General features: G+C 38.2%; 15 protein-coding genes. 5 read left to right on the top strand and 10 right to left on the bottom strand.

Annotated features, from left to right (window positions below; genetic code table 11):
* Positions 1–48: 48 nt before the first annotated feature.
* Complete coding sequence (locus tag BN988_RS04020) at positions 49–252, bottom strand: hypothetical protein (RefSeq protein ID WP_036573346.1); 204 nt, start codon at positions 250–252, stop codon at positions 49–51.
* Positions 253–501: 249 nt separating this feature from the next.
* Here BN988_RS04020 and BN988_RS04025 point away from each other — a divergent pair, with 249 nt between their 5' ends.
* Together BN988_RS04025 and BN988_RS04030 are read left to right on the top strand one after the other, a co-directional pair.
* Positions 502–1,119, top strand: coding sequence for a YktB family protein (locus BN988_RS04025; protein WP_036573348.1), 618 nt, complete (start codon positions 502–504; stop codon positions 1,117–1,119).
* A 206-nt stretch (positions 1,120–1,325) separates the two neighbouring features.
* Positions 1,326–2,519, top strand: a complete 1,194-nt coding sequence (locus tag BN988_RS04030) for an ISL3 family transposase (RefSeq protein ID WP_036573351.1) — start codon at positions 1,326–1,328, stop codon at positions 2,517–2,519.
* Between the two features lie 48 nt (positions 2,520–2,567).
* Here the strand turns inward: BN988_RS04030 and BN988_RS04035 are convergent, their stop codons facing one another.
* Both BN988_RS04035 and BN988_RS04040 read right to left on the bottom strand, forming a co-directional pair.
* Complete coding sequence (locus tag BN988_RS04035; protein ID WP_036573353.1) at positions 2,568–2,837, bottom strand: UPF0223 family protein; 270 nt, start codon at positions 2,835–2,837, stop codon at positions 2,568–2,570.
* Between the two features lie 12 nt (positions 2,838–2,849).
* Positions 2,850–3,806: an NAD(P)H-dependent flavin oxidoreductase gene (locus tag BN988_RS04040; protein ID WP_036573355.1), complete on the bottom strand. Its 957-nt coding sequence runs from the start codon at positions 3,804–3,806 to the stop codon at positions 2,850–2,852.
* A 139-nt stretch (positions 3,807–3,945) separates the two neighbouring features.
* Here BN988_RS04040 and BN988_RS04045 point away from each other — a divergent pair, with 139 nt between their 5' ends.
* On the top strand, positions 3,946–5,418 hold the full coding sequence (locus BN988_RS04045) for an aminotransferase class I/II-fold pyridoxal phosphate-dependent enzyme (protein ID WP_036573358.1): 1,473 nt from the start codon (positions 3,946–3,948) through the stop codon (positions 5,416–5,418).
* Positions 5,419–5,490: 72 nt separating this feature from the next.
* Here BN988_RS04045 and BN988_RS18535 read toward each other — a convergent pair whose 3' ends face one another.
* Positions 5,491–5,595 carry a GapA-binding peptide SR1P gene (locus BN988_RS18535; protein WP_081779346.1) on the bottom strand — a complete coding sequence of 35 codons (105 nt, stop codon included), beginning with the start codon at positions 5,593–5,595 and terminating at the stop codon, positions 5,491–5,493.
* A 231-nt stretch (positions 5,596–5,826) separates the two neighbouring features.
* Positions 5,827–6,723: a polysaccharide deacetylase family protein gene (locus BN988_RS04050; protein ID WP_036573361.1), complete on the bottom strand. Its 897-nt coding sequence runs from the start codon at positions 6,721–6,723 to the stop codon at positions 5,827–5,829.
* A gap of 251 nt (positions 6,724–6,974) precedes the next feature.
* Here BN988_RS04050 and BN988_RS04055 point away from each other — a divergent pair, with 251 nt between their 5' ends.
* Entirely contained in the window at positions 6,975–8,498 is a 1,524-nt protein-coding gene (locus BN988_RS04055) for a glycine betaine uptake BCCT transporter (protein WP_036573364.1), read from the top strand.
* 545 nt (positions 8,499–9,043) lie between these two features.
* Here the strand turns inward: BN988_RS04055 and lpdA are convergent.
* The 5 genes from lpdA to BN988_RS04080 form a co-directional block, all read right to left on the bottom strand.
* Positions 9,044–10,453 (bottom strand): dihydrolipoyl dehydrogenase, encoded by a 1,410-nt coding sequence (gene lpdA / locus BN988_RS04060; protein WP_036573366.1) that lies wholly within the window; start codon positions 10,451–10,453, stop codon positions 9,044–9,046.
* A gap of 3 nt (positions 10,454–10,456) precedes the next feature.
* The gene (locus tag BN988_RS04065) at positions 10,457–11,722 is read right to left on the bottom strand and encodes a dihydrolipoamide acetyltransferase family protein (RefSeq protein ID WP_036573367.1); all 1,266 of its coding nucleotides are present in this window, start codon (positions 11,720–11,722) and stop codon (positions 10,457–10,459) included.
* A gap of 24 nt (positions 11,723–11,746) precedes the next feature.
* Complete coding sequence (locus BN988_RS04070) at positions 11,747–12,724, bottom strand: alpha-ketoacid dehydrogenase subunit beta (protein WP_036573369.1); 978 nt, start codon at positions 12,722–12,724, stop codon at positions 11,747–11,749.
* A 3-nt stretch (positions 12,725–12,727) separates the two neighbouring features.
* Positions 12,728–13,771 (bottom strand): pyruvate dehydrogenase (acetyl-transferring) E1 component subunit alpha, encoded by a 1,044-nt coding sequence (gene pdhA / locus BN988_RS04075; RefSeq protein WP_231495222.1) that lies wholly within the window; start codon positions 13,769–13,771, stop codon positions 12,728–12,730.
* Positions 13,772–14,418: 647 nt separating this feature from the next.
* Positions 14,419–15,135, bottom strand: coding sequence for a YkyA family protein (locus BN988_RS04080; protein ID WP_036573374.1), 717 nt, complete (start codon positions 15,133–15,135; stop codon positions 14,419–14,421).
* A 289-nt stretch (positions 15,136–15,424) separates the two neighbouring features.
* On the opposite strand from BN988_RS04080, the gene def reads away from it, so the two are divergent.
* Positions 15,425–15,976, top strand: coding sequence for a peptide deformylase (gene def, locus BN988_RS04085; RefSeq protein WP_036573376.1), 552 nt, complete (start codon positions 15,425–15,427; stop codon positions 15,974–15,976).
* Positions 15,977–16,328 lie beyond the last annotated feature (352 nt).

Here is a 16,328-nt window from a genome sequence, read left to right on the forward strand (position 1 = left end):
AAATTAAGGAGAGGGCGTCATTCGAAACGGAAATATATCACTATGGGATTAACTGACTTCTTCATCGTTTTCTATTTGGATTAATTGCTTTCTTAATTGTTCAAGTTTTTCCTTAGCCTTAATTACTTCCACCGTGTCCTCTGCTTGTAGTGCATCATAAAGTGATACTAATTCGTAATCAATTTCCATGCGGATTACAGGGAGCTTTTCCTGCGCTTCTTTACGACGTAAGGCCTCCATTACATATTTCACTTCTTTCACAACCTTTCAGATCACTTTTAATATATTTATGAGTCAGCCTTGTGTTTGGTTCGATAATTTTCTGAAAATCAGCTATTTACTTGATAACTTTCCCCATAATATGCTTGTTTTAAACATATGTAATGGTAGTAAACAGCTCGGTTTAGAAAACTTGACTTGTTTAGACTTTTACTTAATAATAATTATTATAATCTATACTTTTGTTATCCATCATAGCTGAAAGAAATAAGGAGGATTTTTATGTCGTTCCAAGGGTTTACAAGTGAGGATTTTAACACCTTTAATATAGAAGGTTTAGAGGAAAGAATGGCTGCGATTCAAGACAGAATTCAACCAAAGTTTCAAGAGGTCGGCAGTTTGTTAACAGATTACCTAGCAGCAGAAATACAAAACGAGATGTTCTTACATATTGCTAAGCATGCAAGAAGAACAGTAAACCCACCACATGATACATGGTTGGCTATCGCTGATAATAAACGGGGATATAAAAAGCATCCACACTTCCAAATTGGTTTGTTTGATGATCATCTCTTCATCTGGCTTGCTTTAATATACGAATTAGATCATAAACAGCAAATTGCCCAAGCATTTACGGATCACTATGAGGAGTTAAAAGCTCTACCGAATGATTTCGTTGTATCCTTAGATCATATGAAAAAACAATCAATTCCATTACAAGCTTTAGAAATTAAAGATGTTCACCGTTTTCGTGACGTCAAAAAAGCAGAATTTCTTATTGGCAGACATCTTTCCCCAACAGATTCTCGTGTGACAAATGGGGAGACTTTTATCAATACAGCAAAGGGCACCTTTAAGTCTTTGCTGCCTTTTTATCAGCTCGCACTTAAACAACGCTAGTTAGCCAATGAAGCTTAGCAAAAACCTTGCAGATTACAACTACGTGCTCCGCAAGGTTTTTTTGATGGACGAAAAGAAAAGGCTCTACAATGAATGTGGTGGTGCTTCTTGTCCTGCCAATGTTTTAAAGATGTAAAAAAAATGCACTGTTCTCTCTCTTTTGATACCCTAAAGTTGCGACACAAAAGGCAAAGGAGAGAGAACGAATGCAAAACCATTTTATCATAGAAATGTTAGGGATAAAAGATAATAATGTGAAGGTGTGGGATATATCTCAGGGTTCGGATGCCTTGATTGTTGAACTTTATACTGAAAAACGTCAGCAGAAATGTCCGTTCTGCCGATGTAAAACCAAACGGGTTCATAGTTATCGAATTCAACCGATTCAAGGTCCCGTATTACCTAACCAACAGGTAAAACTATTCCTTCGGAAACGCAGATATTTGTGCAAGGATTGTGGTAAGACCTTTTACGAACGACTTCAAATGGTAGATCGCTATCAACGTTGTACCACCTCTGTGCAAGCAGAAGCTTTGATGTATACATCTTCCAGCTCATTTAAAACAGCTGCGAGATGGACTGGCCTGACGGACACTCGCCTTTTGCGACTGTTTGATCGTCGAAACATAAAGACAAACCGAGTACTCCCGAGAGCGATAGCCATAGATGAATTTAAAGGTGACGCCGGAGGCGAACGGTTTCAAACGGTCATTGTCGATGTGGAAAATAAACATATTATTGATATTTTAGAAGATCGGAAAGTGGATACCATTAAAAAGTATCTGCGTTCCCGCGATACAGGTCAAGTGGAAATTGTCGTCATGGACATGTCGAAGTGGTTCAAGAAAGCTGTCTGTGATGTGCTTGATCATCCGCTTATTATCGCTGATCGTTTCCATTTCATGCGTCAAGTGTATTGGGCTTTGGATGAAGTGAGACGACAAGTGCAAGCAGATGTCGATAAACCCATCCGCCTCCAAATGAAGCGAGGTAAGAAGTTATTATGGAAGTCACATTTTAATCTGGACGAAGACCAAGAAGAAAAAGTTGAAAAGCTTCTAGAGATTGATACCCGTTTAAGAGAGGCCTACCAATTGAAGGTCATGATGGAGAAATGGTTTAAGGAAAGTGATCATCAAACGGCGAGTAAAAACCTAGATCATTGTTTAGCATCCATAAAGAGATCAAGGATTGAAGCCTTTCATCGTGTGAGAAAAACCTTTTTAAATTGGAGACAAGAGATTTTACAAGCCTTTGTATATCCTTATAACAATGGATACATCGAAGGTGTGAACAACACGATTAAAGTAATAAAACGCAATTCTTATGGAATCAAAGGCTTCGAGAGATTAAAGAAGAAAATTCTCTGGCAACAAGAAATGAAAAAGGTGATGGGTTGATTCAACCCACCACCACATTTGACATAGAACCAAAGAAAATGAAAATGTTTATTTCATGGAAAAAAGCTCTTCTTTTGTCTCTCTTGCCTTCTTCACAACTTTGTAACTCGAGTAGCCTGACTCCTTTTCAAATGCAGCAAATACTTTCTTTTCCTCACTTTTTGATGGAATAATTTCTTTCAATCTATTGTATACAGCAAGGACGTTTTGCTTATTTACTTTACTTTCATACGCTTTTTCCATCAATGAGAAAAAATTAACTACATCAATAATTTCCTGTTTACTCCACGTCTCGTCTAGTGGATATTGATAGTTCATTCAATCCTCTCCTTATCGCCATTTATTTCTTATTTCTTCTGCTTCTCTTATAGTGGAATGGATAACCTCTTCTGCTGAAAGTATTTTTTCAATTCTTGCTGCCCCTTGGCCTGCCCAGCCAAAACCACTTTTCTCTTCTCCATCAATAGCATACCTTCGATTTGCCTGGCCACTAATTAGCCCCTTTAATGCCTCATAGCCTTGCCCTCGCTCTTCTGCTTCTAATATTTGTTCTGTCCAAGGATTTCGTAATGCTCTGGCAGGCGTACCAAGAGAACGTTTAATTACAACTGTCGACTCCTCATCTGCATGAAGTATTGCTTGTTTATAAGCCATATGTGCATCTACACACTCTGTTGTGGCAATAAACCTTGTCCCCATTTCAATCCCTTCAGCTCCGAGTGCCAATGCTGCCATCATTCCCTTGCCATCCACTATTCCACCAGATGCAACTACCGGTATGGAAACATGCTCCCTTACATATGGAGTTAGAACCATAGTGCCTATGTCTCCGCGTCCCAGATGCCCTCCGCCTTCCTGTCCTACGACCATAACCACGTCTGCACCAAGCTCTTCTGCCTTTATTGCTTGTCTTTTGGCTGCAACTAGAACGAGTGTCTTAATATTCTCCCCTTTTGCTTTGTTAAGTATGTCTTTTGGGTTACCACCCGTAACACTAAGTACAGGTACTCTTTCTTCTAAAACAACATTCAACATGTGCTCATAGGCTCGGCCATGTTGACCGATGGCAAGGTTTACACCAAAAGGCTTATCAGTTAGACTCCTAACTTTTTGGATTTCTTCACGTAGGCTCTTTTCATCCGGTAAACTCATCGCAGTTATTTGCCCAAGGCCACCAGCATTAGATACAGCTGCAGCAAGATCTGCATAGGCAAGGTAGGCCAGCCCTCCTTGAATAATAGGATACTTTATCCCCAATAATGAGGTTACCCTTGTTTGCCATTTCACTTCCCCCATCCCCTTTCCTTATATACTTTTTATACTACCATTACTTACATGGCACTGTGAAAGAAAATGAAGCTAGTATTTAACAGGTAAATTTGCTATAATACGTTAGTTATTTTATATTAAAAATGAGGTGCACCTTGTGAAAGATCAGACAAGAACCCCACTATTTAATGGGTTATTAGAACATATTAAAAAACAACCGACACAATTCCATATTCCTGGTCACAAACAAGGCAACGCAGCGGAACCAGCCTTTCGCTCTTTCCTTGGTGATAATGCTTTTAAAATGGATTTAATTAATATAGAACCACTTGATGACCTTCATCATCCAAACAGTATAATTAAAGAAGCGCAAGAGTTAGCAGCAGATGCATTTGGGGCTGACTATACCTTCTTCTCTGTGCAAGGGACTAGTGGGGCCATTATGACTATGGTTATGAGCGTATGTAGTCCTGGAGATAAAATAATTGTTCCTAGAAATGTTCATAAATCTGTAACATCAGCAATTATTTTCTCTGGCGCTGTTCCTGTTTTTATTCACCCTGAACTAGACCCTATACTCGGTATCTCCCATGGCATTACACCACGAGCAGTAAAACATGCACTGGAAGCACATCCAGATGCAAAAGCAGTTCTCGTAATTAACCCTACGTACTTCGGGGTTGCAGCAGACCTAGAGTCCATTGTTGAAATTGCTCATCATTATGAAATCCCAGTTCTAGTGGACGAAGCACACGGTGTTCACATCCACTTCCATCAGAGCCTTCCGCTTTCTGCGATGCAGGCTGGGGCCGATATTGCGGCTACAAGTGTGCATAAATTAGGTGGCTCATTAACGCAGAGTTCTGTACTTAATTTACAAGGGAATCGGATTTCCCATGAACGTGTCCAGACAATACTTTCTATGTTAACAACAACGTCCACTTCCTACCTATTGTTGGCATCTCTCGATACAGCAAGAAAGCAATTAGCAACAATTGGCCATTCGCAGATCGATCGAGCCATCGGTATGGCAAATAGGGCTAGAAAGTCTATTAATGAACTCCAATATATATATTGTACAGGGAAAGAAATTCTAGGTACGGAAGCAGCGTACAGTTATGACCCAACCAAATTAATTATCTCTGTGAAGGATCTTGGCATCACAGGGTATGATGCGGAGGTATGGCTAAGGAAGACTCATAATATAGAAGTAGAACTATCAGATCTATATAATGTTCTATGTATTATTACACCTGGAGACTCAGAACAGACAATAGAAAAGTTAATTTCAGCGCTTCAAGAATTAGAAAAATCGATGCTTCCTTTATCTTCAAAAAATGAAGTCCATGTTACGATTCCGGACATTCCATTATTAGCTTTAGCACCACGAGATGCTTTTTATTCTGAAACCGAACTTATCCCATTTTCAGAAGCTGCTGGCAGAATAAGTGCAGAATCTATTATGGTTTATCCACCAGGCATTCCTATTTTTATCCCTGGAGAAATTATTACCGATGAGAATATTGCGTATATATGGAAAAATATTGAAGCCGGTTTACCTGTTCAAGGGCTACAAGATGAAACACTTGAGACTATCCGAGTGATAAAAGAATACAAAGCATTTAATTAAAAGGACCCGCATACATTAGTATGCGGGTCTGTATTATTTAATAAGCAATCCTCAAATAAGTATGCGCTTTCTTTATTCCGCGTTACATCCCTGGCATGTGCCATACAGTGTTGTTACTTTTTCCCCTTCAAAGTGTTCAATAATCTCCTGACAATCCTGACAAATAATTGTACCCATAGGATCAGCTCCCTCTCCAATTAAATGTTGTGTAACAATTTAATTATAATGTGTCATAATTAATTTATCAAGCCTAATTAGTATGTAATAATTAAATATTTAACTAAGAAGAATATTTAAATTTGTATGTTTTTCTCCTGAAAGGACGATATAAATCATTTCCTCAAATTGGACAATTTCTCAAAAAATAAAAATACAGGTTACCAGTTTTTCTGGTAACCTGCTATATGTTTAACTCGCATTCCTTGTTGTTTGAATTAAGTTTGGATCTACCATTTCATAATCCTTCTCGCGTAGCCCCTCGATAATATCTCCTAATGCTTCAGACGTCCAATCTCTATCATGCATGAGCAGATTTGCACCTGGTTTAAGTAGAGAATAGTCGACACCAGCTTCCGGTCCCTCTCCAGAAATCATGGCCTGCTTTATTTTCTCGGCATCCATGTATGGTTCAAAGTAGTCATAGCCATAAGTCCAGTTCATGATGGTCATTCCTTCTTCTTTAGCAATCTCTCGTGAGTGGTCCGTATTTTTCCCATGAGGGGCACGGAAAAAGGAAGGACGTTCTCCAATGATCTCCTCAATTCGATCACTTACGCTAACAATTTCCTCTGTCTGTTCCTCTTCTGATATAGTGGTGAGGTCAGGATGACTATAAGTATGGTTTCCTATAGGAAAGCCCATTTCGTGAATTTTTTTCAACTTTTCTGCGCCTTCCTCTGTGTCAATAAAGTGCCCATTCACAAAAAAGATGGCACTAGCATTATGCTCCTTTAAGGTTTCTGCCATTTTAATTGCATTTTTATCTGGTACATCATCAATTGTTAATAAAACTACTTTCTCATTTGTATCTCCGCTATCGTCAAGCGGGACAATAGAAGATGTCTCTGAGTCTACTTTATAAATCGGTTCTTTTTCTGTTTCCTGCTCTTCTTTATTTGCAGTAGACTCATCCTCTTTATCTTCTGCATCTTTATTCACGTCTTCTTGATTGTTACCATCCTGTTCTTGCTTACTATTCTCCTCTTCATTCCCCTTTTCGGATTCATTACTGGTTTGTTGACTATCGTTACAAGCTGCTAAAAATAGAAAAGAAATAAATAAAATTCCTATAATAATATGTCGCATTATGTACCCTCCTGCTGAACTAATTTGATTACTCTATTATAAAGTATTAAATCAGGCCATTACAATTCTTTTCTCTTTTCGGATATTTCGTGTTTGATCACCTAGTTATAGGGTATAACGTAAAGTCGACTATAATTTTTCTTTTAGGGAATAGTATGTTTAGGTTTGAAGGATATTAAGGAATGTGTTTTAATACTTAATTGTGTGCCTACATAATTATTATTCAAAAAAAATATAAGAGAGGGGAAAATATGAAAAAAGTATCGAATGTTTTCTGGATATCCGCAATTGTCACAGTATTATTTATAATATGGGGAATTATTCCACAAAGTGTACTACCTACAGCAAATCTCGACAATATTACGAGTATAATTCAAGGTTACCTTGTTGACACTTTTGGTTGGTTCTATCTACTTACCGCTACTGGCTTTCTCATCTTCGCCATCTATTTAATCTTTTCAAAATATGGAAATATAAAACTAGGAAGGCCTGGAGATAAACCTGAATATGGATACCTCACTTGGTTTGCTATGTTATTTAGTGCAGGTATGGGGATTGGACTTGTATTCTGGGGTGCAGCAGAACCATTATCACATTTCCACGAACCACCATATGGTGATGCAGAAACAAGTGATGCTGCAAAAACGGCGTTACAATATAGCTTCTTCCATTGGGGATTCCACCCATGGGCAATTTATGCAACCATCGCTTTAGCCCTTGCTTATTTCAAATTCCGTAAGCAGGCTCCTGGGGTAGTAAGTGCCATTTTAGAACCACTATTTGGTGAACGCATCCGTGGAAAATGGGGGACACTTGTCGACTTTATCGTAGTCTTCGCTACAGTATTCGGTGTTGCAACATCGTTAGGGTTTGGCGCAATCCAAATTAGCGGTGGTTTAAGCTTTTTAACTGGTATGGAGCAATCTATATCGCTTCAATTAATTATAATTGGAATTGTTACAGTACTTTATATGACTTCAGCGATGACTGGCTTGAATAAAGGAATTAAGTATTTAAGTAATGCAAACCTAATTTTAGCTTTCTTATTGATGGTATTCTTGTTATTCGCAGGACCGACAACGTATATATTAAATCTATTTACCAACACATTAGGTAACTATATTCAAAACTTGCCAAGCATGAGCTTTCGAATGACACCATTTAACGAAGATAATACAACTTGGATTAATGGTTGGACCATTTTCTATTGGGCATGGTGGATTTCTTGGGCGCCTTTTGTAGGTACGTTTATTGCTCGTGTATCTCGCGGGAGAACGATTAGAGAGTTTGTTCTCGGCGTGCTGTTAGTCCCAACTATCTTTGGCGCACTATGGTTCACTGTTTTTGGTGGATCAGCCATAAACTTAGAGTTCTTCCAAAATGCAAATATCCAAGCAGATGTAAATGCTATTGGTACAGAGGCTGCATTATTCTCTGTATTGCAACATTATCCTTTTGCCATGGTTATGACCATCATTGCTATTTTGCTGATCACAACTTTCTTTATAACATCAGCAGATTCAGCAACATTTGTACTAGGAATGCAAACAACAAACGGCAGCCTATATCCACCAAATATTGTGAAGTTCATTTGGGGCCTATTGCAGTCTTGTGCAGCGGCAGTGCTCTTGTGGCAAGGTGGACTAGAAGCCTTGCAAACTGCTTCCATTATAGCAGCCTTTCCTTTCGCAATAATTATGATCTTGGTTGTAGCTTCCTTAATCAAATCATTTAGAGCGGAAGCAAAGGATATTGACTTTAGTAAGAAGAGATAAAGTGAAACTGCAATCAGTGGAGGTTTTCGTTCTTCCCCCACTGATTGTTAGTTGAACGAATCGGAGTGTTAGCGACCGTTTACTCCACTAAAAACTTCACTGTTTCAATTCATTTGTGAAGTGGGAGTCTTATGGATAGTTGCACCGGGATAAAGAAACATCTCCTCTTCCTTTTTAAGTAACTAGCTGTTAATATGCAGCTTTATAAGCATTATATAGCCGAATGGTATTGAAACCTGTGGGAATTTTACCCACCTAAGTTTTCGAATCGCCATTCGGCTTTTATTTTGTTAAACAACTGTCATGGCTGATAATGGTAGTGTACTTCACAGAGATGATAACTTCACCAACTGTCTTCTAAGGCTTGCTACGTTAACTGAACAGTTACCACCGCAATAAACAGCCATTATCGGCGCATTGAGAGCTAGAAAGAGTATGTATATACTAGAAGACATAAAACAATAAAAAGGCTGCCTCAAAAGCCTTATATCGACTTCTGAGGCAGCCCTCTTTATGGTCTACGTAGTGTCTACGTAAGAACCTTATTATTTCATCATATGAATTGGTGTACCCATTGCAAGCTCAGCAGCTTCCATAGTGATTTCACCTAGGCTTGGATGTGCATGAATAGTTAGTGCAATATCTTCGGCAGTCATACCTGCTTCAATTGCCAGGCCAACTTCAGCAATCATGTCACTTGCATTCGGACCAGCAATTTGTGCGCCAATTACAAGTCCATCTTCTTCTCTTGTAATAAGCTTCATGAAGCCATCACTATCATTTAGTGAAAGTGCACGGCCATTTGCTGCAAATGGGAACTTAGCAGCTTTAACTTTATAGCCTGCATCTTTTGCTTCTTGTTCAGTTAGACCAACTGAAGCTAATTCTGGATCAGAGAATACAACAGCTGGCATTCCGATATAATCGATTTCAGCTTTTTCTCCACTGATAGCTTCTGCAGCAATTTTTCCTTCGTAAGACGCTTTATGGGCAAGCGGCATTCCTGGAACGATATCACCAATCGCATAAATGTTTTCAACATTTGTACGGCATTGCTTATCAATTTGCACAAGGCCACGGTCGTCCATTTCAATACCCACTTGCTCAAGACCAAGCTCCTGCGTATTAGGGCGACGTCCTACAGTTACTAGTACGTAATCTGCATCAATTTTCTCTTCTTTACCATTCACTTCATAAGAAATAGTTACGCCATCTTTTGTTTCTTCTACACCTTTAGCCATAGCCTCAGTGATGATAGAAACATTTTTCTTTTTCAAGCGTTTTTTAACTACTTGGGTCATTTGTTTTTCAAATCCACCAAGAATATCTTTTGTTCCTTCTAAGACTGTAACCTCAGTACCGAAGTTAGCATAAGCAGTACCTAACTCAGTACCAATGTAACCTCCACCGATTACTACCATTTTCTTAGGAATCTCTTTAAGATTTAGTGCACCCGTAGAATCCAGTACACGATCAGAGAATTTGAAGCTAGGAATTTCAATTGGTGTTGAACCCGTTGCAATAATACAGTTGTTGAATGTATATGTTTGAGAGTTTTTCTCATCCATTACTTTAGCTGTATTTTTGTCAACGAAATACACTTCACCATTAAGAATGTCTACTTTGTTTCCTTTTAAAAGTCCTTCAACACCAGAAGTCAGCTTGTTTACTACACTGCCCTTCCATTCTTGAACTTTTGAAAAATCAACTGTTACGTTTTCTGTTTTAATACCAAGTTCTTCGGTACCATGAGCATGCTCTGTAAGATGTCCAGCTTGGATTAGAGCCTTCGAAGGAATACATCCAACATTTAAGCAAACTCCACCAAGAGCTCCTTTATCTACTATGGTAACTTTTTGGCCTAGCTGAGCAGCACGGATGGCAGCTACATAGCCACCAGGTCCTGCTCCAACTACTAGTGTGTCTAGTTCAATCGGGAAATCTCCTACTACCATAATTTACGCCTCCATCATAATTAATTGTGGATCGCTTAGCAATCGTTTGATTTGATTTAGAGCCAACTGTGCTGTTGCTCCATCAACAATACGATGGTCAAAGCTTAATGATAATGCAAGTACAGGTGCAACAACAATTTCTCCATCTTTTACTACTGGTTTTTCAGCAATACGACCAATTCCAAGAATAATTGCTTCTGGATAGTTTAGAACTGGAGTGAACCATTGTCCACCAGCTGAACCAATATTAGAAATTGTATTAGAAGCACCTTTCATTTCATCAGGAGCAAGTTTACCATTACGGGCTTTTGCACCAAGTTCATTAATTTCTTGTGAAATGGCGAAGATTGACTTACGATCAGCATTCTTCACAACTGGTACTAACAAGCCTTTTTCTGTGTCTGCAGCAATACCAATGTTGTAATAATGCTTCTGTACAATCTCGTTTGTGTTCTCATCTATATAAGAGTTCAAGATAGGGAACTTCTTAGATGCTGAAACAAGCGCTTTTGCAACATACGGTAAATAAGTTAATTTAATTTCTTGCTCTGCTGCAACAGCTTTGAATTTCTTACGATGTGCAACAAGCTCTGTAACGTCAACCTCATCCATTAGTGTAACATGAGGTGCTTTTGTTTTGGAATTAACCATCGCTTTTGCAATTGACTTACGAATACCGCTCATTGCTTCACGAGTTTCTGGGTATTCACCCTCTGGTGCTGCTTGTGGTGCAGGTTTTTCTGATTTTTCAGAAGCAGCTGGAGTCTCAGATTGAGCAGACGGCTGATCACCATTTAGATATTGATCAATATCCTCTTTTAGTACGCGACCGTTTTTCCCAGAACCTGTTACTTCTGTAATGTTAACGTCTTTATCACGTGCATGCTTTCTTACAGAAGGCATAGCAATAATACGTTTGTCACTGCTTTCCTCTTTTTCATCTGATTTAGCAGTTTCTTTATTCTCTTCTTTTGGTGCTTCTTCTGTTGCTTCTTCTTCAGATGATTCCTCATCATCAGAAGATTCATAGCCTTCTGCATCAAATGTAATTAGTTTATCTCCAACTACAGCTACAGTTCCTTCTTCAACATGAAGCTTTGTTACTTTACCTTCTACAGGAGAAGGAATTTCTACAACTGCTTTATCGTTCTGTACTTCACAAAGCACATCATCTTCTTTTACTTCGTCATCTACTTTAACAAACCATTTAACTATTTCACCTTCGTGAATACCTTCACCGATATCCGGCAATTTGAAATCATATGCCATTATAACTACCTCCTGTTCACTTATTTAGAAATTCAATACAGTGTTTACTTTTTCTACGATGTCATTATGGTTAGGTAACCAAACTTCTTCTGCTGCTGAGAAGGAGTATACTGTATCTGGCGCTGTAACACGCAATACAGGTGCTTCAAGATGTAGAATTGCTCTTTCCTGTATTTCAGCTACTACATTAGCACTCACACCAGCTTGGCGTTGTGCTTCCTGTACTACTACTACGCGATTTGTTTTCTTAACGGATTCGATGATTGTATCAATATCGATTGGAGAAACAGTTCTCAAATCAATTACTTCTGCAGAAACGCCATCTTTTTCAAGTTCTTCAGCTGCTTTAAGAGAAGCATGTACCATTGCTCCGTAAGAAATTAGTGTAACATCTGTTCCTTCACGTTTCACTTCTGCTTTACCAATCTCTACTGTATATTCCTCTTCCGGAACTTCTTCACGGAAAGAACGATATAGTTTCATATGCTCTAGGAACAATACAGGGTCGTTATCACGGATTGCTGAAATTAGTAGACCTTTCGCATCGTAAGGATTAGATGGAATAACCACTTTAATCCCTGGTTGTTGGGCGATTAGACCTTCTAAAGAATCGGCATGCAATTCTGGTGTGTGTACACCGCCACCAAATGGTGAGCGAATTGTTACAGGTGCAGTATGGTGTCCGCCTGAACGGTAACGCATACGAGCAAGCTGTCCGCTAATTGAATCCATTACTTCATATACGAAGCCGAAGAATTGGATCTCTGGTACTGGACGGAAGCCTTCAAGTGCAAGACCTACAGCTAATCCACCGATACCTGACTCAGCTAGTGGGGTGTCAAATACACGTTCTTCACCGAACTCATCCTGCAACCCTTCAGTAGCACGGAATACACCACCATTTTGACCAACATCTTCACCAAATACAAGCACATTCTCGTCGTTTTTAAGTTCTGTACGCATTGCATCAGTGATTGCTTGAATCATTGTCATTTGTGCCATGATTTACTTCGACTCCTTTTCTTTGTATTCTTCCATTTGCTCCTGCAAATTGTTTGGAAGTTCTTCAAACATATTCTCAATGAAGTCCGTTACTTTTTGTTTTGGATATTCATCTGCTTTTTTAATTGCTTGTTTGATTTCATCTTTTGCTTCTTCAATTACTTTGTTTTCTTCCTCTTCAGACCAGATACCCTTCTCTTCAAGGAACGTACGGAAGCGTACAAGTGGATCTTTTTTCTCCCACTCATTATCTAGATCTTCAGTACGGTAACGAGTTGGATCATCACCAGCCATTGTATGTGGTCCATAACGGTAAGTTAATGTTTCAATTAACGTTGGTCCTTCACCATTGATCGCACGATCACGAGAATGTTTAGTAACAGCATAAACAGCTAGCACATCCATACCGTCAACCTGAATTCCTTCAATTCCAGCTGCAACAGCTTTTTGAGCAAGTGTTTTAGCATTTGTTTGTTTTTCAACTGGTACTGAAATAGCAAAGTAGTTATTTTGGACAAAGAAAAGCGCTGGTGCTTTATAAGCTCCTGCAAAGTTAATTCCTTCATAGAAATCACCTTGAGAAGTACCACCGTCACCAGTGTATGTTACAGCAACAGCTTTTCTACCGCGTTTTTTAATACCAAGTGCTACTCCGGCGGTTTGAACATACTGTGCTCCAATTATAATTTGTGGACTTAATGCATTAACGCCTTCTGGCATTTGATTACCATGGAAATGACCTCTAGAAAATAAAAATGCTTGGTATAGTGGAAGACCTTGCCAGATTAATTGAGGTACATCACGGTAACCTGGAAGAATGAAATCTTCTTTTTCAAGCGCGAATTGGCTTCCTAGTTGAGAAGCTTCTTGTCCTGCAGTTGGTGCATAGAAACCAAGACGTCCTTGACGATTTAGTGCAATGGAACGTTGGTCAAGTATACGAGTATAAACCATTCTGCGCATTAATTCTTTTAATTCCTCATCTGATAGATCAGGCATATCATCTTTGTTGACAATCTTTCCATCTTCATTAAGAATCTGGAACATTTCGAACTGACTTTCAACACTTTCAAGTACGTGTTTCAAAATAGTTCACCTCTTCCTTTCTTATATCCTTTTTAAATAATATTGTCCTTACTAGCCTACCCAAAACATAAAAAAACTGTACAAATTAACTAATAATCTTGTACCCTTTTTCATTTTCTTATAATCTTATGTTTAATTTATCTTTCAAACTGTTACAGTTGGGCCATGACATTTATTAGTACAATAATTATTATACTTAAATACTAGCCTAAAATGTCTATTTGGTCAAACACTTTGTTTTGCGTAGCAAGCTGTGTATTCTCCAAGGTAACACTGAAAAAATGGTAGCTTTTAAAGAAATCTCCTTAACCTGTCCTATTTAAGCGGAACCCATCATTAAGTCCTACAAATAAGTAAATGGAAACTGTTATATTTCAGGATGAAATCTGTATTAATATCAATTTTTAAAGTTATGAAGCAAAACCATAAAGTCTATTTAGAAACGGATTGGGTGATTTATATTATATTTATTGTAGTAAACCTATCTTAACTCCCAGCTTCAAATTAAACCTGCACTGAGCTTTCGATAATCCAGCAAGCAATATTTTAATTTCTAACTAATTAAAAAAGAACTGATAAAATCAGTCCTTCTTTATAATGATATGATATTATTCAGATTCATTTTGATCTTGCTCTTCTTGTCCTTGGTCTTCATTTTTGGACTCAGCGTCTTCATACTCTACTTCTATTTCTGCCTGAGAATAAAACTCTTTCTTTAAATCGTTATAAGAAGCTGTGCTTTCATTAAATGATTCGTTTGCATCTAGCACTTGTTCATAACTCTCATTAATAGTGTTGATGTGATCGGTGAGTTCTTCTTGTTCCGTACCTTCATCTTGTAACATTCCATACAGATCTTTCTCTTGTTGAATGGCAGTAGCATATACTTGATAAAGTTTTTCATATGCCGTAAAACGATCCATCATGGTAGAATACATATTTTCTGCCGTTTCTTTTAACTGCTCGTCCTCGATGTCCGCGATCAAGTCCTCTGTTTTTTGGAATTCCTCTTTTGCAGAATTGATGCTATCTTTCTCAGCTTCAAGTGCTTCCTCTCTTTCTGTCACAACTTCCGTGGCCTTTTGAGAAAGCTCTTTAATCTTATCCATCTCATCTGTTCCGAGTTCAATAATCTGACTGTATAGTTCTTGTTCCTGACGCTCAAGTTCTGTAATGTTGCTCTGTTGCTCCTCAAATCCTTTTTCCTGGGCTACAGCTTCTTCTAAATGTCCGTGAATTTGTTCTTCAGTCGATTCGCTGCTACAGGCAGATATGATGGTAAGCAAGCCTAATAGTAATAATATAGATGCTTTTTTAAATGGCATCGGCTTATTCCCCTCTCAATCTTGATGTATGCCCCCAAGTATAACATAAAACATGTGAAATCTCTGGTAAAAAACTTCAACAAAGAGTGATCCAGTCAAACATTATGATCAAATGTTACAAGTTATGATAAAATAAAGCACGAAAGATATATAGGTTAAATGGTATGTTACGTGTAGTATGAATTATCTCGTTAATTATGACCTACCATTTACGGTAGACTCTTTAGGCATACCGGCAACAAACTTAACCCTATTTTCAAATTAAATTTGCAGGCAGGAGTGACCAAATATGATTACAATGAAAGATATCGTCCGTGAAGGACATCCTTCTTTGGAGATGTCAGCGGAAGAAGTCGAAACTCCCCTTCATCACGAGGACCGGGAGTTGCTTGAAGAAATGCTGACTTTTTTAAAAAATAGCCAAGATGATGAAATAGCAAGAAAATATGATCTACGAGCTGGAGTTGGGTTAGCCGCACCACAATTGGGGATTAACAAGCGCCTTGTTGCTATACACTTTGAAGACTTTAATGGCAAAAAATATAGCTATGGTCTTGTAAACCCGAAAATTGTTAGTCACTCTGTTGAGGATGCATATCTTTCTTCAGGAGAGGGGTGTCTTTCCGTAGATAGAACAGTTGAAGGATATGTGATACGTCATGCAAGAATTACAGTAAAGGCAACGGATATGGACAACAATCCATTGAAGCTAAGACTTAAAGGATATGCAGCAATTGTGTTTCAGCATGAGATTGATCATTTAAACGGAATTATGTTCTATGATCGCATAAACAGCAAGAACCCATTTGCGACACCAGACAACGCAAAAGCAATTGACTGAATGCCCCAACTCTAACATGATATGAACGAAAAAAGCTGAACTTTATCTATAGTTCAGCTTTTTCCGTTCGTATGATATGGATTAAATCCATTTAATGACGGAAAATACTGCGGTATATGTATAAGAAAATGCGATAGGTGAAAAATAGAACATATCATGCTAGCAAGCATTTCCAGGTGAAATAATAAATATTTTTCCAACAAATAACGTATTTTTATTTCAATATTCCTCAACTCGTACTATACTATAAATAAGAGGGATTGGATCGGTAGAACGTTTTTGTTGCTTTTCTTAATATTCGAAAGGAGCTGCATTCGTATGTTAAAACGCCTGAAAGAAAAGCTCAAGAAAC

The sequence above is a fragment of the Oceanobacillus picturae genome (assembly GCF_000612865.1).
Classification (GTDB): domain Bacteria; phylum Bacillota; class Bacilli; order Bacillales; family Amphibacillaceae; genus Oceanobacillus_B; species Oceanobacillus_B jordanicus.